15 protein-coding genes are annotated in these 18,188 nt (G+C 66.0%); 12 read left to right on the forward strand and 3 right to left on the reverse strand.

The features are described from left to right. Positions 1–2: 2 nt before the first annotated feature. Positions 3–293 carry a WXG100 family type VII secretion target gene (locus AC1AXT_RS03510; RefSeq protein ID WP_476539207.1) on the reverse strand — a complete coding sequence of 97 codons (291 nt, stop codon included), beginning with the start codon at positions 291–293 and terminating at the stop codon, positions 3–5. Between the two features lie 108 nt (positions 294–401). On the opposite strand from AC1AXT_RS03510, the gene AC1AXT_RS03515 reads away from it, so the two are divergent. The 5 genes from AC1AXT_RS03515 to AC1AXT_RS03535 all read left to right on the forward strand — a co-directional run bounded on the left by AC1AXT_RS03515 (position 402) and on the right by AC1AXT_RS03535 (position 5,649). Beyond that, on the forward strand, positions 402–1,469 hold the full coding sequence (locus AC1AXT_RS03515) for a TPM domain-containing protein (RefSeq protein WP_476539209.1): 1,068 nt from the start codon (positions 402–404) through the stop codon (positions 1,467–1,469). Continuing rightward, positions 1,462–2,193 (forward strand): response regulator transcription factor, encoded by a 732-nt coding sequence (locus AC1AXT_RS03520; RefSeq protein ID WP_476539211.1) that lies wholly within the window; start codon positions 1,462–1,464, stop codon positions 2,191–2,193. The genes AC1AXT_RS03515 and AC1AXT_RS03520 overlap by 8 nt, the downstream gene beginning before the upstream one ends. A gap of 21 nt (positions 2,194–2,214) precedes the next feature. Continuing rightward, on the forward strand, positions 2,215–4,017 hold the full coding sequence (locus AC1AXT_RS03525) for a sensor histidine kinase (RefSeq protein WP_476539213.1): 1,803 nt from the start codon (positions 2,215–2,217) through the stop codon (positions 4,015–4,017). Between the two features lie 136 nt (positions 4,018–4,153). Further along, positions 4,154–4,543, forward strand: a complete 390-nt coding sequence (locus tag AC1AXT_RS03530; RefSeq protein WP_476540457.1) for a cold-shock protein — start codon at positions 4,154–4,156, stop codon at positions 4,541–4,543. A gap of 8 nt (positions 4,544–4,551) precedes the next feature. Further along, positions 4,552–5,649, forward strand: coding sequence for a DUF3027 domain-containing protein (locus AC1AXT_RS03535; RefSeq protein ID WP_476539215.1), 1,098 nt, complete (start codon positions 4,552–4,554; stop codon positions 5,647–5,649). On the opposite strand, the gene AC1AXT_RS03540 is transcribed toward AC1AXT_RS03535, so the two are convergent. Further along, positions 5,636–6,646: a universal stress protein gene (locus AC1AXT_RS03540; protein WP_476539217.1), complete on the reverse strand. Its 1,011-nt coding sequence runs from the start codon at positions 6,644–6,646 to the stop codon at positions 5,636–5,638. The genes AC1AXT_RS03535 and AC1AXT_RS03540 overlap by 14 nt on opposite strands. A gap of 157 nt (positions 6,647–6,803) precedes the next feature. Between AC1AXT_RS03540 and AC1AXT_RS03545 the strand changes: the two genes are divergently transcribed. Continuing rightward, positions 6,804–9,398, forward strand: coding sequence for an ATP-dependent Clp protease ATP-binding subunit (locus tag AC1AXT_RS03545; protein WP_476539219.1), 2,595 nt, complete (start codon positions 6,804–6,806; stop codon positions 9,396–9,398). Positions 9,399–9,550: 152 nt separating this feature from the next. Then, the gene (locus AC1AXT_RS03550; protein WP_476539221.1) at positions 9,551–10,177 is read left to right on the forward strand and encodes a hypothetical protein; all 627 of its coding nucleotides are present in this window, start codon (positions 9,551–9,553) and stop codon (positions 10,175–10,177) included. Positions 10,178–10,414: 237 nt separating this feature from the next. On the opposite strand, the gene AC1AXT_RS03555 is transcribed toward AC1AXT_RS03550, so the two are convergent. Continuing rightward, on the reverse strand, positions 10,415–11,797 hold the full coding sequence (locus AC1AXT_RS03555; RefSeq protein ID WP_476539223.1) for a DUF349 domain-containing protein: 1,383 nt from the start codon (positions 11,795–11,797) through the stop codon (positions 10,415–10,417). 198 nt (positions 11,798–11,995) lie between these two features. Here AC1AXT_RS03555 and hisS point away from each other — a divergent pair, with 198 nt between their 5' ends. The 5 genes from hisS to AC1AXT_RS03580 all read left to right on the forward strand — a co-directional run bounded on the left by hisS (position 11,996) and on the right by AC1AXT_RS03580 (position 18,187). Next, positions 11,996–13,390, forward strand: coding sequence for a histidine--tRNA ligase (hisS, locus tag AC1AXT_RS03560; RefSeq protein WP_476539225.1), 1,395 nt, complete (start codon positions 11,996–11,998; stop codon positions 13,388–13,390). Positions 13,391–13,492: 102 nt separating this feature from the next. Further along, the gene (aspS, locus tag AC1AXT_RS03565; protein ID WP_476539227.1) at positions 13,493–15,292 is read left to right on the forward strand and encodes an aspartate--tRNA ligase; all 1,800 of its coding nucleotides are present in this window, start codon (positions 13,493–13,495) and stop codon (positions 15,290–15,292) included. A 91-nt stretch (positions 15,293–15,383) separates the two neighbouring features. Then, positions 15,384–16,157, forward strand: a complete 774-nt coding sequence (locus AC1AXT_RS03570; protein WP_476539229.1) for an alpha/beta hydrolase — start codon at positions 15,384–15,386, stop codon at positions 16,155–16,157. A gap of 287 nt (positions 16,158–16,444) precedes the next feature. Then, the gene (locus tag AC1AXT_RS03575) at positions 16,445–17,224 is read left to right on the forward strand and encodes an amino acid ABC transporter ATP-binding protein (RefSeq protein WP_476539231.1); all 780 of its coding nucleotides are present in this window, start codon (positions 16,445–16,447) and stop codon (positions 17,222–17,224) included. 123 nt (positions 17,225–17,347) lie between these two features. Beyond that, entirely contained in the window at positions 17,348–18,187 is an 840-nt protein-coding gene (locus tag AC1AXT_RS03580) for a glutamate ABC transporter substrate-binding protein (protein ID WP_476539234.1), read from the forward strand. Position 18,188: the final 1 nt, after the last annotated feature.

An 18,188-nucleotide genomic window follows, 5' to 3' on the forward strand; every position in this document is an offset into this window, starting at 1 on the left:
GTTCACTGGGCGAACAGGCGCGATGCCTGCAGCTCGGCCTCCTCGTAGACGGAGGACGCCTGCGCAAGGGCCCGCTGGATGGCGTCCAACGAAAGCTCCATCTGCTGCTGCGCCGAGCGCCAGTTGGCGGCTACCGACGAGAACTGCGAGGCCGCCGAGCCGGTCCATACCTCCGCAAGGGCGTTGAGATTGACGTACATGCCGTTGACGGCCTCCCGGATGGAGGCCACCGACGCATTGACGGCGGCGCTTGCCGACTGGATGCGCTGCGAATCTACCTGATACTGTGCCATGATGCTGTCCTTTCGAGCGTTGTGGTGGGGGCCGGGGCGCCCGTGCATGCCGATCGCCGCCGGTGGAGCGGCCGGCGCATGGCGTGTCGGGCCGCTACTGTGGAGGGTATGTCGAATGAGCATGAAACCGAAGGCAGCCCCAAGGCTGTGGATGGCAACCCGTGTCGTCCACAACGCAACGCCCTTGCGGCATGGATGGCGAAGGCCGTGGCCCTGTTTGCCGCATTGGCGATGGCGCTGGGCCTGATGGCGGCCACGCTGCCGGCGACGGCCGACGAAACGGCCAGCCCGTCGGACAGCGAAAGCCCCAGTACGGCCACCCAGTCCGCGGATACCTCCAACATCACCGATACGCAGAACCTGCTGGGCAGCGACCTGAGCCGCGTAAGCGACGCCATCAAGCGCACGAAGGACAAGACCGGCGTGACGGTACGCCTGCTCTACCTGGCCTCCTTCAATACCGATCTCAAGCCCTCCCAATGGGCCTCGAACCTGCTGGACTCCCTCGACCCGGCGCCCAATACCGTCATGCTGGCGGTGGCGTCGAACGACGGCAACCTCGTCGTGGCGGTGTCGTCCAATTCGGACGAATGGCTGAAGAACTCCGCGACGGTCGACGACATTACCGACGCGGCCCTCAAGCCGATCCTCGATTCCGACGATTCCCAGAAGCCCGACTGGGCGCAGTCGGCCATCGACATGATGTCGGCGATAGAGACCGCCAAGCAGACGGCGACGACGAAGGCGACGTCGCATGTCGGCATCATCGTGCTCGTCATCGTGCTGGTGCTGATCGTTGCCATCATCGTCTTCATGATCGTGTGGCGCCGCAAGCACAAGAAGAAGGTCGGGCGCCATGCCGATACGCGCACGATCGAAGACTTCGAGAAGGCCGGCCCCGGGGCCGTGTGGCATGCGGCAAGCCATGTGCCCGAGGAAGAGAAGACCGGCAAGCCGCGACGCAAGCGCCGCAAGGACGGCCGCAAGGGCGGTGCCGATGGCGTCCGCAACGGCAAGGGCGGCGATGCGGTCAACGCCGCTGATGCCGGCAACGGCGATGAGGAGGGCAACGGCGATACCGTCAAGGCTCGCGGTGAAAGCACCGATGGCGGCGCGTCGTCAGCGGATGTTCAGGAAGCTCCAAGTTTGCTGGCCGAAGATGAACAGCATGAGTAAGCCAATTGAAGCCAAGCTTGTTGTCGTCGACGACGAACCCTCCATCCGCGAACTGCTCGTCGCTTCCCTGCATTTCGCAGGCTACGAGGTGGCCACGGCGTCTTCCGGTTCGGAAGCCATCGAGGTCATCGAGAAGACGCAGCCCGACCTCATCATCCTTGACGTGATGCTTCCTGATATCGACGGTTTCACGGTGACGCGCCGCATCCGCCAGGAGGGCATCAACGCCCCCGTGCTGTTCCTCACGGCGCGCGACGATACGCAGGACAAGGTCATGGGCCTGACGGTGGGCGGCGACGACTACGTCACCAAGCCGTTCAGCCTCGAGGAAGTGGTCGCCCGCATCCGCGCCATCCTGCGCCGCACGCACGAACAGGTGGAGGACAACCCGATCATCAGGGTCGGCGACCTGGAAATCAACGAGGATTCGCATGACGTGACCCGTGCCGGCAAGCAGATCGACCTGAGCCCCACCGAATACAAGCTGCTGCTGTACTTGATGGACAACGAAGGTCGCGTGCTGTCGAAGGCGCAGATCCTCGACCATGTCTGGCAGTATGACTGGGGCGGGGACGCGGCAATCGTCGAATCGTACATCTCCTACCTGCGCAAGAAGATCGACGACGTGACCGTCACGGATCCCGACGGCACCACCCATAAGGTCAAGCCGCTCATCGAGACCAAGCGCGGCATCGGCTACATGATCCGCGCGCCGAAGAACTGACGAATTCACCGAGGAGGGACCATGTCGTTCGGGGCCGCACATCCCCGCAAGCCGCATGCAGGCGGCCCCGCGGCGGCAGCCAAAGGCGCGCAGGCGGACGCCTCCCGCACGGGAGGCGATGGCGGCGTTTCGCTGAGCACCAAGCTGGTGTCGATCATCATCGTGCTGCTCGCGCTGGGCACGACGGGGATTTCCCTGTCGATCCGCGAGCTGGTCAGCAACTACCTGATGGACAAGACCGACACGCAGCTGATCCAGCAGGCCGAGCTGGTGTTCAAGAACACCGACCTGCTGGACAGCAACCCGAACCTTTCCAACGGCGTGACGAGCTACTACGTCAAGGCCTACAACAAGTACCAGGGACGCAGCCAGGTGCTCGTGCAGCCGATATACAAGAGCGGCGTCATCTCCAGCCCGTCGCTGCCCGACAACGGCGACCTGCAAGGGCACCAGATCGGCGTGCCGTTCACGACGCCGGCCGTCGTGTCGCTGCAGGACACGTCCACGACGCCCGACCATGCGACGCTCGAGAACGCCGAAGCGCCCTGGCGCGTCGTGGCGCTGACCTGGGTGCAGAAGACGGACAGCGGCTCGGTGCAGGACGTCGGCTACGTCTATATCGGCCTGTCGCTGAGCAACCAGATCGACACCGTCAATACGCTGACCAAGTTCTGCGTGCTGGTCGGCATCGCCGTCGTGCTGCTCGGCGCGGTGCTGGGCGGCATCGCCGTGCAGCGTGCGCTCAGCCCGCTCAAGCGCATGGAGAAGACGGCAGCCAAGATCGCCTCCGGCGACCTGAGCCAGCGCATCCCGCCGGCCCCGTCCAACACCGAGGTCGGCTCGCTGGCCCTGTCGCTGAACAAGATGCTTGCGCAGATCGAGCAGTCGTTCCGCGAGCAGGAGGCCACCACCGACAAGATGAAGCGGTTCGTCTCGGACGCCAGCCATGAGCTCAGGACGCCGCTCGCGGCCATCCACGGCTATGCCGAGCTCTACAAGATGCAGCGCGACATGCCCGGCGCCCTGGAACGCGCAGACGATTCGATAGCCCATATCGAGGCGTCCAGCACGCGCATGACGCTGCTGGTGGAGGACCTGCTGTCGCTGGCGCGCCTCGATGAGGGCCGCGGCGTGACGATGAACCAGCAGATCGCCTTCGCGTCGGTGCTGGACGATTCGGTCGACGACCTGCATGCGCTGGACCCGGAACGCGAAATCACCACGGGCACGCTGTCGCTGGTGCCCGTCAACGGCCAGGGGTTCGGGCCGGAACTGCAGTTCCATGCCGGCAGCTTCCCCCAGGTCACGCTGCTGGCCGATGGCACGAAGCTGCACCAGGTGGTGACCAATATCGTCGGCAACATCCATCGCTATACGCCGCCGGATTCCCCGGTGGAGATTTCGCTGGGAGTGCTGGGCGTGGACCTCGATCCGCATGCGATGAGCCGCTTGAAGCCCGACGAGGCGTCGCTCGAGCTGATCCTCAGGGCCGCGCAGCGCTATGGGGTCGACCGTCGCGGCACGCAATATGCAGTGGCGCGGTTCACCGACCATGGCCCCGGCGTGCCGGCGGAATCGCTGCCGAAGATTTTCGAGCGGTTCTATACCGCGGATCCCTCGCGCGCCCGCGAAAAGGGCGGCACCGGCCTGGGCATGGCGATCGTGCTGTCGGTCGTCAAGGCCCATGGCGGCTTCATCTGCGCCGGCGAAAGCCCCGGGGGAGGGCTGACCTATACGCTGTTCCTGCCCCTGTCGGGCCCCGGCGGCGAACCGCAGGGCAAGCCGGCGCAGAAGGCGTCCAAGGGCAAGCAGCCGCGGCGCTAGGCCACGCTGCCGGCCGATGCGGATACCGAAGGTATAGAATGGATGTCCGTGCTCATTCGGCGCAGGCCGCCCGGCGGCCTGCGCCGAATGGCGGTTGGAGGACAAGGCAAAGCGAGAAGGATCAGGTGAGGTGACGATGCCCAGCGGACGTGTACGTTGGTTCGACGCCAGCAAGGGATTCGGTTTCATCGAGGCGCCCAACGGCAAGGACGTGTTCCTGCCGGCCGCGGCGCTGCCGAAGGGCATGAACTCGATCGACAAAGGCGTGAAGGTCGAGTATTCGCTGATCGACGGCCGCAGGGGCCCGCAGGCCATGGACGTGAAGGTGCTGGCGGCGCCCCCGTCGATGGTGAAGGCCGCCAGGCCCAAGCCCGATGATATGGCCGCCATTGTTGAGGACCTGATTAAGCTATTGGATGCGGCCGGCAACGGATTGCGGCACCACCGCTATCCCGGCGCGGCCGAAAGCAGGAAGCTGGCGGCGTTGCTGCGTGCCGTCGCCGACGATTTCGACGTACAGGACTGAAGACATCTATGGAAGCAAGCGATCTTGATCCGAAGGCGCTGGCGCGCGCGATGGCCATCGAGACGGCGGAGGACCCGTCGCAGGTCGGCGACTACGTCGGCGAGCTGCCGGCCGGCGACCACGTCGTCGACTACCGTTTCCAGGCTCACATTATCGGGTACGAGGGCTGGCAATGGTCGGTGACGCTGTTCCACGACGAGCAGGCGCAGCGCTGGACCGTCGACGAGTCCACGCTCGTGCCTACCGACGATGCGCTGCTGCCACCCGCGTGGGTGCCGTGGAAGGACCGGCTGGAGCCGTCCGACCTGTCGGTGACCGATTCGATCGGCACCGATCCCGACGACCCCAGGCTTGAGGAGGGCCTTGTTGCCTCGAGCGTCGTGGAGGAAGCCGGGCAGGATGGCGCCGGGCGCGAGGCGCAGGCCGTCGAGGAGAAGGCCGAGGTCGTGCCGACGGCTACGGGCAGCGACATCATCCTCGAGCGGGCCGAAGCGGACGTCGAGGAAGGCCCGGCGGGCGCATCCGTGCAGGAGAGCGGGGACGTGCAGGTCCAGGCTACCGCCGACAGCCCCGAGGACATCCAGGAGGCGGTGCAGGCCTTCGACCTGTCGCGCCGCCACGTGCTGAGCCCCCTGGGCCGTTCGCAGACGGCGAAGCGCTGGTACGAGGGGCCACACGGGCCCAAGTCGCTGTCGACCAAGACGGCCGACGGGAACGTGTGCTCGACGTGCGGCTTCTTCATTCCGATCCAGGGCGAGCTCGACCGCATGTTCGGCGTGTGCGCCAACCGGTGGAGCCCGGACGACGGCCGCGTCGTCTCCCTCGACCATGGCTGCGGCGAGCATTCGGAAATCGATCCGCCCGAGCCGAGCCGCCTGTGGGTGCAGACGAAGCCGGCCTTCGACGACATGCATATCGACATCGTGGCGCAGCGCAACCGCGACGAACGCGGCGACGTGGAGCTGATGGAGCAGGTCGAGGACGCCGACGGCACCGTCGAGGAGACGACGCAGGCAAGCATCACCGTCGACAACGCGGTGGAAAGCGCCGATCCGCAGGAGGCGTCGCCCTCCGTCGAATCGACGCTCGATGTCAATGCACGATAGACAGGTTACACTCGGCGAGGCTGAGCACCTGCTTGGATACCGAGCCGAGGAAATGCGCATCCAGGCCGGTCAGGCCGCGTGAGCCCACCACGAGGTGGCGCGCATAGCGCGACGCGCTGACCAGCCCCTTGCCCGCGGCGATGTGGAAGGCTTCGGGAATGACCTCGAGGCCATCAGGCATCGTCGTGGACTCGACCATCGACGTGACGCGCTCCTCGGCGAAATGCTGTGCGACGGGCATCGGCGGCACGCTCGTTTCATAGCCGGGCACCGGTCCCAGGTCGCGGAACTGCCAGCAGAACATGACGTGCAGCGGCGAATGGTGCAGCGCCGCCAGCGACGAGGCGAATTCCAGCGCGTGGCGCGAATCGTCGGAGCCGTCGACGCCGACGACGATCGGGCGGCTTGCGCGCGGCACCGGCGAGGACGGCAGCTCGTAATGCACCGGCTGGTCGCCGGGCGTGAGCGCATTGGCGATTTCGTCCTGCACCGTCAGGTCCGCGTCTTCCATCGAGCGGATGACGGTGACCGGCACCGGGGATTCCTCGGCGAGCGAAGACGACAGGGAACCGGCGAACCAGCGGGCGACGCGGCCCATCGAACGCCGGCCGACGACGATCTGCTGGGCGTTGGCGCCGATTTCCAGCAGCGCCGCCGAACCGGAGGAACGGATGGAAATGAGCTCGATCTGGTCGTCGTCCACGTCGAAATCGGCGGTGGCCTCGTCGACCCACTGGCGCAGCCGGTTCGACATTTCGGCCCGCACCTTCTTGAGCTCCGCTTCGGTGGTGGGTTCGGGGCCCATGTCCCATGAATAGGTCCATCCGTATACGGCGTCGACCTTCTGGCCGGTCATCGCCGCCTGGCGCAATGCCCAGCGCAATGCGCCGAACGATTCGTTCGTGCCGTCGACGCCGACGACGATGTCGGCCTTCAGCCCGTAGTAGTCGTGGGGTTGGCGCGGCGCGGCGGCGCCGTGCTGCTCGGAAGCGGCCATGTTGACCTCCTTGGCGTGGATAAACGGATACTAGCAAGCCTAGCGCACCGGTTGTGGTGAAAGCGTAAACCGCCGGGTAGCCGTGAGACGCAGGGAAATAAACGTCACATCGGATTTGTAGAGTGTATCGGGTTATTGACAATATGGAAGGACAAGCATGTTCGAACGGTTTACCGACCGTGCGCGGCGCGTCATCGTGCTCGCGCAGGAAGAGGCTCGTGCCCTCCAGCACAATTACATTGGCACCGAGCATCTGCTGCTCGGGCTGATCCGTGAAGGAGAGGGAGTCGCCGCCAAGGCGCTCGCTTCCAAGGGCGTGACGCTGGAAGACACGCGCAAGCAGGTCGTGGAGATGATCGGAAAGGGCAACGCCGCTCCGAACGGCCACATCCCCTTCACGCCCCACGCCAAGCAGGTGCTCGAGCTGTCGCTGCGCGAGGCGCTGCAGCTCGGCCATAGCTACATCGGCACCGAGCACATCCTGCTCGGGCTGATTCGCGAAGGCGAAGGGGTGGGCACGCAGGTGCTCATCAAGATGGACGTCGATCTGGCCGACCTGCGGTCCACCACCATCGACATGATCCGCGGCAACTCCAACGGCGCCGACGGGGACAAGGGCGAGCTCGCCAACGCAGGCGGTGTCGCCGACAAGAGCCGCCAGAGCGGTTCGGCCATCCTCGACCAGTTCGGCCGCAACCTGACGGCGGAAGCCGCCGAAGGCAAGCTCGACCCGGTCATCGGCCGCAGCAACGAAATCGAACGCGTCATGGTCGTGCTGTCGCGGCGCACGAAGAACAACCCGGTCCTCATCGGCGAACCCGGCGTCGGCAAGACGGCCGTCGTGGAAGGCCTCGCCCAGAAGATCAACGCCGGCGACGTTCCGGAAACGCTCAAGGGCAAGCAGGTCTATTCGCTGGACCTCGGCTCGATGGTGGCCGGCTCGCGCTACCGCGGCGACTTCGAGGAACGCCTCAAGAAGGTGCTCAAGGAAATCAAGACGCGCGGCGACATCGTGCTGTTCATCGACGAGATCCATACGATCGTCGGCGCCGGCTCCGCCGATGGCGCGCTGGGCGCCTCCGACATGCTCAAGCCGATGCTGGCGCGCGGCGAGCTCCAGACGATCGGCGCCACCACCACCGACGAGTACCGCAAGTACATCGAGAAGGACGCCGCCCTTGAACGGCGCTTCCAGCCCATCCAGGTCGAGGAGCCCTCGATCGCCGAAACGATCGAGATCCTCAAGGGGCTGCGCGCGCGCTACGAGAACCACCACCACGTCACGATCACCGACGGCGCCCTGCAGTCCGCCGCCGAGCTGTCGAGCCGCTACGTGCAGGACCGCCACCTGCCGGACAAGGCCATCGACCTGATCGACGAGGCCGGCGCGCGCCTGCGCATCAAGCGCCTGACCGCCCCGCCGGAGCTCAAGGAGCTCGATGGGCGCATCGCCTCCGTCGCCAAGGAGAAGGACCAGGCCATCAAGGACCAGGAGTTCGAGAAGGCCGCCGAACTGCGCGACAAGCAGGAGAAGCTCGAAGCGGAACGCAAGGAGAAGGAGAGCTCCTGGCGAGAAGGGGAGTCCGACGTCAAGATGGTCGTCGACGAGGATGTCATCGCCGAGGTCATCTCGCAGAACACCGGCATCCCGGTCTTCAAGCTCACGCAGGCCGAGTCGAAGAAGCTGCTGACGATGGAGGATGAGATCCACAAGCGCATCATCGGCCAGGACGAGGCCGTCAGCGCGCTCTCGCGCTCCATCCGCCGCACCCGCGTCGGCCTCAAGGACCCCAAGCGCCCCTCCGGCTCGTTCATCTTCGCCGGCCCGACCGGCGTCGGCAAGACCGAGCTTGCCAAGGCGCTCGCGGAGTTCCTGTTCGACGACGAGGACGCGCTGATCCGCGTCGACATGTCGGAATTCTCCGAGAAGTACGCCGCGTCGCGCCTCTTCGGCGCCCCTCCGGGGTACGTCGGCTACGAGGAGGGCGGCGAACTCACCGAGAAGGTGCGCCGCAAGCCGTTCTCCGTCGTGCTGTTCGACGAAATCGAGAAGGCCCATCCGGACATCTTCAACACGCTGCTGCAGGTGCTCGACGACGGCCATCTGACCGACGGCCAGGGCCGCAAGGTCGATTTCAAGAACACGATCATCATCCTGACGACGAACCTCGGCACGCGCGACATCGAGAAGGCCGCCAACACGGGCTTCAACCTGGGCACGAACACCGAGTCGAGCTACCAGCGCATGAAGGACCAGGTGTCGAACGAGCTCAAGCAGCAGTTCCGCCCCGAGTTCCTCAACCGCCTGGACGACATCATCGTGTTCCGCCAGCTCACCGAGCCGCAGGTGCGCCAGATCGTCGACCTGGACGTCAAGCAGCTCAACGAGCGGCTCTTCGACCGCCACATGGAGCTGGAGCTGACCGACAAGGCCAAGGACCTGCTCGCCGAGAAGGGCTTCGACCCGCTGCTCGGCGCCCGTCCGCTGCGCCGCGTCATCCAGCGCGACATCGAGGACGCCGTTTCGGAGCAGATCCTCATGGGCGAGCTCGAGGACGGCCAGTGCATCGTCGTCGACGCTCAGGGCGAGGGCATCCTCGGTTCGTTCACGTTCGCCGGCGAGAAGTTCGAGCAGCTTCCCGCCGCGCCCGAGGACGGCGGCGATGCCGGCGACGCTGGGGACGGCGACGGCAAGCCAGCCGAATCCGGCGATGAGCACGCCGAGAACGCAACGGTGGCCGCGCAGTCTTGACGGCCCTGAAAATCCCAAGGCCCCCGCTGGCGCGGGGGCCTTTCCTGTTGCGCCGGCGCGTTTCCTCTGTGCGTTGAAAAGAGGCGCCGTCCCAATCTTGCGTAGGTAAGCTGGCCCTGAACGAATGAAAAGTCTCGTGAAGGGGATTGATGATGAGCGAACTTGAAATCGACGGCGTCAACGGCACCGATATCGACCCGGAGAGCCTTGCGGACGTCTATACCGAACGCACGGCCTCGGAATACGGCGGCTACTTCCCGGACACGCGCGGCGTGTCGTTCCTGGGCGCCGATTTCGTCAAGCTGGCGGCCGAAGCGATCCAAAAGCAGCTGACGACGGGCGGCGAAGTGGAGTTCCAGGGCGACGCCACCGACGAAACGGTCGCCAACATGCGCGAGGAACTGAAGATCGCGTCGTACCGCACGCCGCTGCTGGCGATTGCGCGCGCCACCGTCTTCGACTGGATCCGCTTCCAGTTCGTCGAGCTCGAGCAGGCGCCGAGCGAGGCGATGGACCCGAAGAAGTCCGCCATCGCGACGCTGTTCAAGGCCTACGCGACCTCCGTGCTCGAGCCGGTCAACGACGAGAAGGAGGCGGCGCTCAACACGGCGGCCTTCCTCGCCGAGGGCGACAAGGTGCAGAGCCTGGTCAACTCCATCGACGAGACCAATGTCGAGCACCTTTCCGGCAAGCACATGCAGGACGGCGTGTTCCTCGTCTACGACGGCACCAAGTACGAGGATCCGCTGCAGGATCCGAACCTGGTGATGTTCGAGTAAGCCCCGCAACCACGGGCTGAACGGGCTGCATCAAGCATCGCAAGCAGAACGGGTACGAAGTAGCACCGCACTCACGGGCTGACACGCAGGAAGGCCCCCGCTGTTCCTTGAAGCGGGGGCCTTCCTATCGTTTTCTACGGAGCCGTACCGGGCGGCCCGGGGACTGCGCCAGTGGCTGGGCGCCGTCGCTGGGGCGGCAGGAGCTGCGGCGCCCCGGACAGGAGCCGCAGCGCTGGCCTACTTGATGGCGTTGAGCCACTGTTCCTTCGTGGCCTTCTCGGCTTCGAGCTTCGCCTTCTTCTTCGGGTCCGTTTCGGCGGCGATCTTCTCGTCGAGCTCGGCGAGCTGCGCGTTGAGCTGCTCGGAGAAGCTGGACTTGCGGGCATCCGCCTCCGGATCCTTCTGCTTCCACGCGGAGTCCTCGACGGCCTTGATCTGCTTGTCGACGGCGTCGAGGCGCCCTTCGATGCGGCGCATGTCGTCGCGCGGCACGTAGCCGATGGCGTCCCATTCCTCCTGGATCTTCGCGAGCTCGGCGCGGGCCTTCTTCGCGTCGGCCTCCGTCTTGACCGGCAGCAGCGCCTCGGCCTTGGCCAGCAGGGCCTCCTTCTTGGCAAGGTTGTCCTTCTCCTGCGAATCCATCTGGTCGCGGTCCGCCTGGCGCGCGTTGAAGAACGTGTCGGCGGCCTCGCGGAACTGGTTCCACAGCGCGTCGTCGTCGTTGCGCCCGGCGCGGCCGGCCTGCTTCCAGCGGTTCATCAGGTCGTTGAACTTGCGGCTCGTGGCGCCCCAGTCGGTGGAGTCCTTGATTTCGTTGGCCTCGGCGATGATCTGCTCCTTCGCCTTGCGGGCGGCCGCGCGTTCGGCGTCGCGTGCCTGCGCCCACTTGCGGCGCGACTGGTTGAACGTCGTGCGGGCCGTGGAGAAGCGCTTCCACAGCGCGTCCGCCTCCGGCTTGTCGAGGCGCACGCTGGTGCGCTGGTGCTCCTGCCACTGGTCGAACAGCTCGCGGAAGCGGTCGGCCGTGTTGCGCCAGTTCGTGTTCTCGCCCAGGCTGGCCGTCAGCTTCTCGGCTTCCTCGACGATGGCGAGACGTTCCTTCGTAGCCTTCTCCACGGCGGCCTTGTGCGCGGTGGCGATGGCGATCTTGCGTTCCTCGGCCTGCTTCTTGAGCGCGTCGAATTCGGCGTGCAGGGCGTCGATGTCGCCCACGACGTCCGGCTTGGCCACCTCGTCGGCGAGGGTGGCGAGCGTTTCGTTGATTTCGCGCGGCTTGACGGCGTTCGACTTGAGCCGGTTGGCGAACATGGCCAGCTTGGCCTTGAGATCCAGGTAGCGGCGCGCATACAGCGCCAGCGCTTCGGCCTTGGACGCGTCGGGGAACTGGCCGACCTCGCGTTCGCCGTCGCCTTCGCGCACGTATACGGTGCCGTTGTCGTCGACGCGTCCGAATGATTCAGCCTTCTCGATGTCGGCCTGCGAATAGCCGGCGCCGGCCGGCTTGGCGGCGGCATGGGGCGCCTTGGCGAAGGCGGCGGGGGAGGGGGCGTGCGACTTGAGGCTTGCCGGGGTGGGCGCGCCCGGCTTGGTGGTTTCGGTTGCGGCGGTAGTTTCGGCCATGGTCAGCTCCTTAGCATGTTCGAAGGGTCGGGCGTGGCGCCATCGCTCGGCTCCGGCGCAGCCCAATCACCATACCAGTCTATTCGTCGCCCCCGATAGCGCGGGATACCCAACGCAATGCCCATGCGGCGACCGCTTGCGGATAGCCAGCGGCGGCCGCGGCGGCGCGGGGCACGCGCTGGGCTACTATAGGAAAACGTGGCAAAAGGTGCATCGATTTCAGGTTTCCCAGAATGGCTCCCCTCCGAACGCGTGGTGGAGCAGCGCGTGATCGACACGCTGCGTACGGTCTTCGAGCTCAACGGCTTCATCGGCATTGAAACGCGTGCCGTCGAGCAGGGCTCGAGCCTGCTGAAGAAAGGCGAGACGAGCAAGGAGATCTACCTCCTCTCGCGCCTGCAGGACGTCGGCAACGAGTCCGACACCCCGGTCGAGGAGCGCCTCGGCCTCCACTTCGACCTGACCGTGCCGCTCAGCCGGTACGTCGTCGAGCATTCCGGCGACCTGGCGTTCCCGTTCAAGCGCTGGCAGATCCAGAAGGTATGGCGCGGCGAACGCCCGCAGGAAGGCCGTTTCCGCGAATTCGTCCAGGCCGACATCGACGTGGTGGGCAACGGCGAGCTGCCGGAGCACTACGAGGTGGAATGCCCGCTCGTCATGGTCTCGGCCCTCGAGCAGCTGCGCCAGTTCGGCCTGCCGAAGGCGACGGTGCACGCGAACAACCGCAAGCTTTCCGAAGGCTTCTACCGCGGTCTGGGCCTGAGCGACATCGAAGGCGTGCTGCGCGAAATCGACAAGCTCGACAAGATCGGCGCCGACGCCGTCAAGGAGCTGCTCATCGAGCAGTGCGGCGCGGATGCGGACCAGGCGAACGCCTGCCTCGAGCTGGCGCAGCTGACCGCCGACAACGGCACCGACCTGACCTACCGGTTCAACGCGCTGTGCGAAATCCACCACATCGGCTTCGATACCGACGCGTACAGGCTCGCCAAGGACGGCCTCGACACGCTCGCCAACATCATCGACGGCGCGGCGAAGATCCGTCCGGGCTCCGTCATCGCGGACCTGAAGATCGCCCGCGGCCTGGACTACTACACCGGCTCGGTCTACGAAACGTTCCTGGAAGGCGCCGAATCGCTCGGCTCGGTGTGCTCCGGCGGCCGCTACGACAACCTGGCGACGCAGGGCAGCAAGAAGTACCCGGGCGTCGGCCTGTCCATCGGCCTGTCGCGCCTCGTGTCGTACATGCTGCATACGGCGGGCGCCGAAGCGACCCGCGTCTCGCCGGCCGCCGTCATGGTCGCCGTGTGGGACGAGAACGACCGTCCCGATTCGAACGCCATCGCCGACGCGCTGCGCAAGCGCGGCATCGCGGCGGACGTGGCCCCGACCGCGGCCAAGCTCGGCAAGCAGATCAAGTACGCCAGCAAGCTCGGCATTCCGTACGTATGGTTCCCGGCGAACGCGACGGAGGACGGCGCCGAGAGCGACGAGGTGAAGAACATCGTCACCGGCGAGCAGCAGGCTGCCGACGCGGCTACCTGGGAGCCGGAGCCGGTCTACGCCGAGCAGAGCGTCACGATCCGCCAGTAGCGCCTTCCCGGCCGCCCCTTTCGGCGGCTGGGACTAGATTATTGTTTCCAGCGTCCCCGCAACGGGGCAGCATACCGATTATCGACACAAAAGTGAGGGAGCATGAGCCAGTCGGCTTACCGTACACACCATGCGACCGACGTGACGGAGGATCTCGTCGGCCAGCGCGTCAAGCTTTCCGGGTGGGTGGACCGCCGCCGCGACCACGGCGGGGTCGCCTTCATCGACCTGCGTGACAATTCCGGCCTCGTGCAGGCCGTCATCTACGACGAGGAGATGGCGCGCCCGCTGCGCAGCGAATACGTCATCGAGCTCGAAGGCGAGGTGCGCCTGCGTCCGGAAGGCAATGAGAACGACCATCTGGCCACCGGCAAGGTGGAGGTCGTCGCCGACCGCATCGACATCCTGGCCAAGTCCGACGCGCTGCCCTTCCAGGTCTCCACCGCGCTGGAGAACGAGAGCGAGAACAAGCTCCCCGGCGAGGACGTGCGCCTGAAGTACCGCTACCTCGACCTGCGCCGCCCGGCGATGCAGAAGAACCTCAAGCTGCGCTCCGACATGATGAAGGCCGCCCGCACCGTGCTCGACGAGATGGGCTTCCTCGAGGTCGAGACGCCGACGATGATCAAGTCCACGCCGGAAGGCGCGCGCGACTTCGTCGTGCCGGCCCGCCTGGTGCCCGGCTCCTGGTATGCGCTGCCGCAGTCGCCGCAGCTCTTGAAGCAGCTGCTGATGGTGTCGGGCGTCGAACGCTACTACCAGTTCGCCCGCTGCTACCGCGACGAGGATTTCCGCGCCGACCGCCAGCCCGAGTTCACGCAGCTGGACATGGAGATGGCGTTCGTTGACCAGGAAGACGTCATGGCCGTCACCGAGCGCCTGATCCAGGCGATCTGGAAGTCCGCCGGATACGACGTGCAGCTGCCGCTGCCGCGCATCACCTGGAAGGACGCGATGGACAAGTACGGCTCCGACAAGCCGGACCTGCGCTTCGGCAACGAGCTGGTCGAGCTGACCGAGTACTTCAAGGACACGCCGTTCCGCGTGTTCCAGGCCCCCTATGTCGGCGCGGTGCTCTTCAAGGGCGGCGCCGCTACGCCTCGTCGCCAGTTCGACGCATGGCAGGACTGGGCCAAGCAGCGCGGCGCCAAGGGGCTGGCCTACGTCGTGTTCGGCGAGAACGGCGAGCTCAAGGGCCCCGTCGCCAAGAACCTCTCCGAAGCGGAGCGCGCCGGCCTGATGGACGCCGTCGGCGCCGAGGAAGGCGATGCCGTGTTCTTCGCCGCCGGCCCGCGCGAATCCTCCCAGATGCTGCTGGGCGCCGTGCGCGTCGAGCTCGCCGAGCGCGCGGGGCTGCTCAAGCCCGACGACTTCGCGTTCACCTGGGTGGTCGACTTCCCGCTGTTCAAGCCCACCGACGACCCCGATGACGACGACGTCGCCGTCGGCCATTCGAAGTGGACGAGCATGCACCACCCGTTCACGATGCCGAGCAAGGACTGGATCGACACGTTCGACAAGGATCCGGAACACGCCATGTCCGACGCCTACGACATCGTCTGCAACGGCAACGAGATGGGCGGCGGCTCGGTGCGTATCCACCGCGACGACATCCAGGACCGCGTCCTCGACGTGCTCGGCATCAGCGAAGAGGAAGCCAACGACAAGTTCGGCTTCCTGCTCGAGGCCTTCAAGTACGGCGCGCCGCCGCACGCGGGCCTGGCGCTTGGCTGGGACCGCACGGCGGCCATCCTTGCCGGCGCCGATTCGATCCGCGACGTCATCGCCTTCCCGAAGGCCGGCGGCGGCCGCGACCCGCTGACCGGCGCGCCGGCCCCGATTTCCGACGAGCAGCGTGCGGAAACCGGCGTCGACTACGACCCGGACGAAGACGAGGACTGATACCGGGCGCCACCCTGCCGGGCGGTTTTCTGTGTCGGCGCAAAAGCCCCTTGCCGTTTACGATGATGCGTAAACGGAAGGGGCTTTTGCCATGGAACATCGGTATGACGAAACGGACATCGAACGCGACGGCGTGGCCATCCACGTGCGCATCGACGAAGAGGGGACGGGCCGCAAGCCGGCCGTCATCCTCATGCACGGCATGATGGGCGACTCGGGGTACGACGGCGGCTCCCTGCTGCAGCAGCTCGCCGAGAAGCTGGCCGTCGCCGGCTTCAAGGCCGTGCGCTTCGACTTCAACGGGCATGGCCGCTCCGGGGGCGAATTCGCCAACGCCGACGTGTTCAACGAAACCGAGGATGCGCTGGCCGTGCTGCGCTACGTCGAGGCCATGGACGACGTCGACGGCGTCTACCTGCTGGGGCATTCCCTCGGCGGCGTCATCGCCGGCATCGTCGCCGGGCTGGAAAACGAACGCATCAAGGGCCTGGTCATGCTCGCGCCGGCGGCCAACATCAAGAACGACGCGCTCAAGGGGGAGCTGCTCGGCGTCGCGTACGACCCGGTGCGCATCCCGGACGACATCGAGCTTGATGGCGGCAAGGCCAGCGTCGACGGCAAGTTCGTGCGCATCAACCGCATGCTGCCGGTCTATGAGGCGGCCGCGCTGTTCAAGGGCCAGGCGCTGGCCATCCAGGGCAAGCACGACCAGGTGCTCAAGACCCCGGTCGTCAAGAACTACGAAAAGGCGATGGCGCGCTGCACCGCCAGCGTGTTCGAGGACCTGACCCACGCCTTCGACGGCATGGACCGCCAGCTTGCGCTCAACGAAGCCGTGCAGTTCCTCGCGGGACTCAAGGACTGATTGGCGCGTCCGCCCGCTGGAAGGCGGCGCGTGCGGGTCCGGCGCGCGTGCGGCATTGCCGTGCGCGCGCCGTTTGCGTTGCCGGCGGCAGGCCAGGGCGGTTGGCGGCGCGGATGGAGCGGGGCGCAAGGCAGCGACGCAATCTTGAACCTTTGCATAATCTCCCCATGCCGGCGGTGGCGCGTTGCCGCCGTCGGCGCTACAGTGGCGACGGGAAGGACCGGCGCCGCGGGCCGGTCGCTTCGGATTCATTCGTTCGTTACAACGACCTTATATACTGACCCACTATGACTCAGCTAACCGAACAGAACGCTCCCCTCGGGCAGGACCCCAAGTACCTGGTCGAGCTTGAGCATGTCGAAAAGCATTTCGGCAATCTCCATGTCCTCAAGGACATCAACCTGAAAGTGAAGAAGGGCGAGGTGCTCGTCATCGTCGGGCCTTCCGGCTCCGGAAAGTCGACGATGTGCCGCACGATCAACCGCCTGGAGACCATCGATTCCGGCGTCATCCGCATCGACGGGCAGCCCCTGCCGCAGGAAGGCAAGGCGCTTGCGCAGCTGCGCGCGGAAGTCGGCATGGTGTTCCAGTCGTTCAACCTGTTCGCCAACAAGACGATCCTCGACAACGTCACGCTGGCCCCGATGAAGGTCCGCGGCATCGACAAGACCACTGCCGAACGCGAGGCGATGGACCTCCTGTCGCGCGTCGGCGTCGCCACGCAGGCCGAGAAGATGCCGGCCCAGCTTTCCGGCGGCCAGCAGCAGCGCGTGGCCATCGCCCGCGCGCTGGCGATGCACCCCAAGGTCATGCTCTTCGACGAGCCGACGTCGGCCCTCGACCCGGAAATGGTCAACGAGGTGCTGGACGTCATGGTCGAGCTGGCCCAGGAAGGCATGACGATGCTGTGCGTCACGCACGAAATGGGCTTCGCGCGCAAGGCCGCCGACCGCATCGTGTTCATGGCCGACGGCCAGATCCTCGAGGAAGGCACGCCCGACGAGTTCTTCGAGCATCCGAAGACCGAGCGCGCCAAGGACTTCCTGTCCAAGATCCTCACCCACTGACGGCTTTTCCGTGCCGTCGCTACCGGCCTGCATTCCGTCCGGCCCCCGCCATGAGAGAGAAGAGGGGGCGGAGCGCCATGCCGGGTATCCCCAAGGTTTTTCCGCCTGCAAGAAGGAACTTCTATGAATCAATCACCAAAGCGGCTGGGCAAGCTGCTGCGCAAGGGCGTCGCGTTGCTGTGCGCGGCGGCCTGCGTCGTGGGGGTGTCCGCCTGCGGATCCTCGTCCGACGAGAAGAAGATCACGATCGGCATCAAGTTCGACCAGCCTGGCCTCGGCTTCAAGAAGTCGGGCACCTATGAAGGCTTCGACGTCGACGTGGCGACGTACATCGCCAAGAAGCTCGGCTATTCCGAATCGGAAATCGAATGGAAGGAAGCGCCGTCCAAGCAGCGCGAGGCGATGCTGCAGAACGGCGACGTCGACATGATCCTCGCCACCTATTCGATTACCGACGCGCGCAAGCAGGCCGTGAGCTTCGCGGGCCCGTATTTCGTGGCCGGCCAGGACCTGATGGTGCGCGCCGACGACGATTCCATCCAGGGTCCCCAGGACCTCAACGGCAAGCGCCTGTGCTCGGTGACCGGCTCGACCTCCGCGACGACGGTCAAGGAAAAGTTCGCCAACGAAGTGCAGCTGATGGAGCAGCCGGGCTACGCCGAGTGCGCGACGGCACTGTTCTCGGGCATCGTGGACGCCGTGACGACCGACGACATCATCCTCGCCGGCCTCGCCTCCGCGTCCCGCGGCAAGCTCAAGGTCGTCGGCAAGCCGTTCACGCAGGAATACTACGGCGTGGGCATCAAGAAGGGCGACACCGAGCTGGCGACGAAGATCAATGCGGCCATCGAGGAGATGATCCAGGACGGCTCGTGGGAACGCGCCATCCAGGAGAACACCGAAGGGACCGACTACACGCCGAACCCCGAATACAACCCGCCGACGCCGAACGAGGGGGAGTGAG

Source organism: Bifidobacterium sp. LH_450, assembly GCF_056356715.1.

What these genes read in the sequence shown, in the direction of transcription:
- AC1AXT_RS03510 (WP_476539207.1), bottom strand. Translation starts at nt 293, where the DNA reads ATGGCACAGTATCAGGTAGATTCGCAGCGCATCCAGTCGGCAAGCGCC.
- AC1AXT_RS03515 (WP_476539209.1), top strand. Translation starts at nt 402, where the DNA reads ATGTCGAATGAGCATGAAACCGAAGGCAGCCCCAAGGCTGTGGATGGC.
- AC1AXT_RS03520 (WP_476539211.1), top strand. Translation starts at nt 1,462, where the DNA reads ATGAGTAAGCCAATTGAAGCCAAGCTTGTTGTCGTCGACGACGAACCC.
- AC1AXT_RS03525 (WP_476539213.1), top strand. Translation starts at nt 2,215, where the DNA reads ATGTCGTTCGGGGCCGCACATCCCCGCAAGCCGCATGCAGGCGGCCCC.
- AC1AXT_RS03530 (WP_476540457.1), top strand. Translation starts at nt 4,154, where the DNA reads ATGCCCAGCGGACGTGTACGTTGGTTCGACGCCAGCAAGGGATTCGGT.
- AC1AXT_RS03535 (WP_476539215.1), top strand. Translation starts at nt 4,552, where the DNA reads ATGGAAGCAAGCGATCTTGATCCGAAGGCGCTGGCGCGCGCGATGGCC.
- AC1AXT_RS03540 (WP_476539217.1), bottom strand. Translation starts at nt 6,646, where the DNA reads ATGGCCGCTTCCGAGCAGCACGGCGCCGCCGCGCCGCGCCAACCCCAC.
- AC1AXT_RS03545 (WP_476539219.1), top strand. Translation starts at nt 6,804, where the DNA reads ATGTTCGAACGGTTTACCGACCGTGCGCGGCGCGTCATCGTGCTCGCG.
- AC1AXT_RS03550 (WP_476539221.1), top strand. Translation starts at nt 9,551, where the DNA reads ATGAGCGAACTTGAAATCGACGGCGTCAACGGCACCGATATCGACCCG.
- AC1AXT_RS03555 (WP_476539223.1), bottom strand. Translation starts at nt 11,797, where the DNA reads ATGGCCGAAACTACCGCCGCAACCGAAACCACCAAGCCGGGCGCGCCC.
- aspS (WP_476539227.1), top strand. Translation starts at nt 13,493, where the DNA reads ATGAGCCAGTCGGCTTACCGTACACACCATGCGACCGACGTGACGGAG.
- AC1AXT_RS03570 (WP_476539229.1), top strand. Translation starts at nt 15,384, where the DNA reads ATGGAACATCGGTATGACGAAACGGACATCGAACGCGACGGCGTGGCC.
- AC1AXT_RS03575 (WP_476539231.1), top strand. Translation starts at nt 16,445, where the DNA reads ATGACTCAGCTAACCGAACAGAACGCTCCCCTCGGGCAGGACCCCAAG.
- AC1AXT_RS03580 (WP_476539234.1), top strand. Translation starts at nt 17,348, where the DNA reads ATGAATCAATCACCAAAGCGGCTGGGCAAGCTGCTGCGCAAGGGCGTC.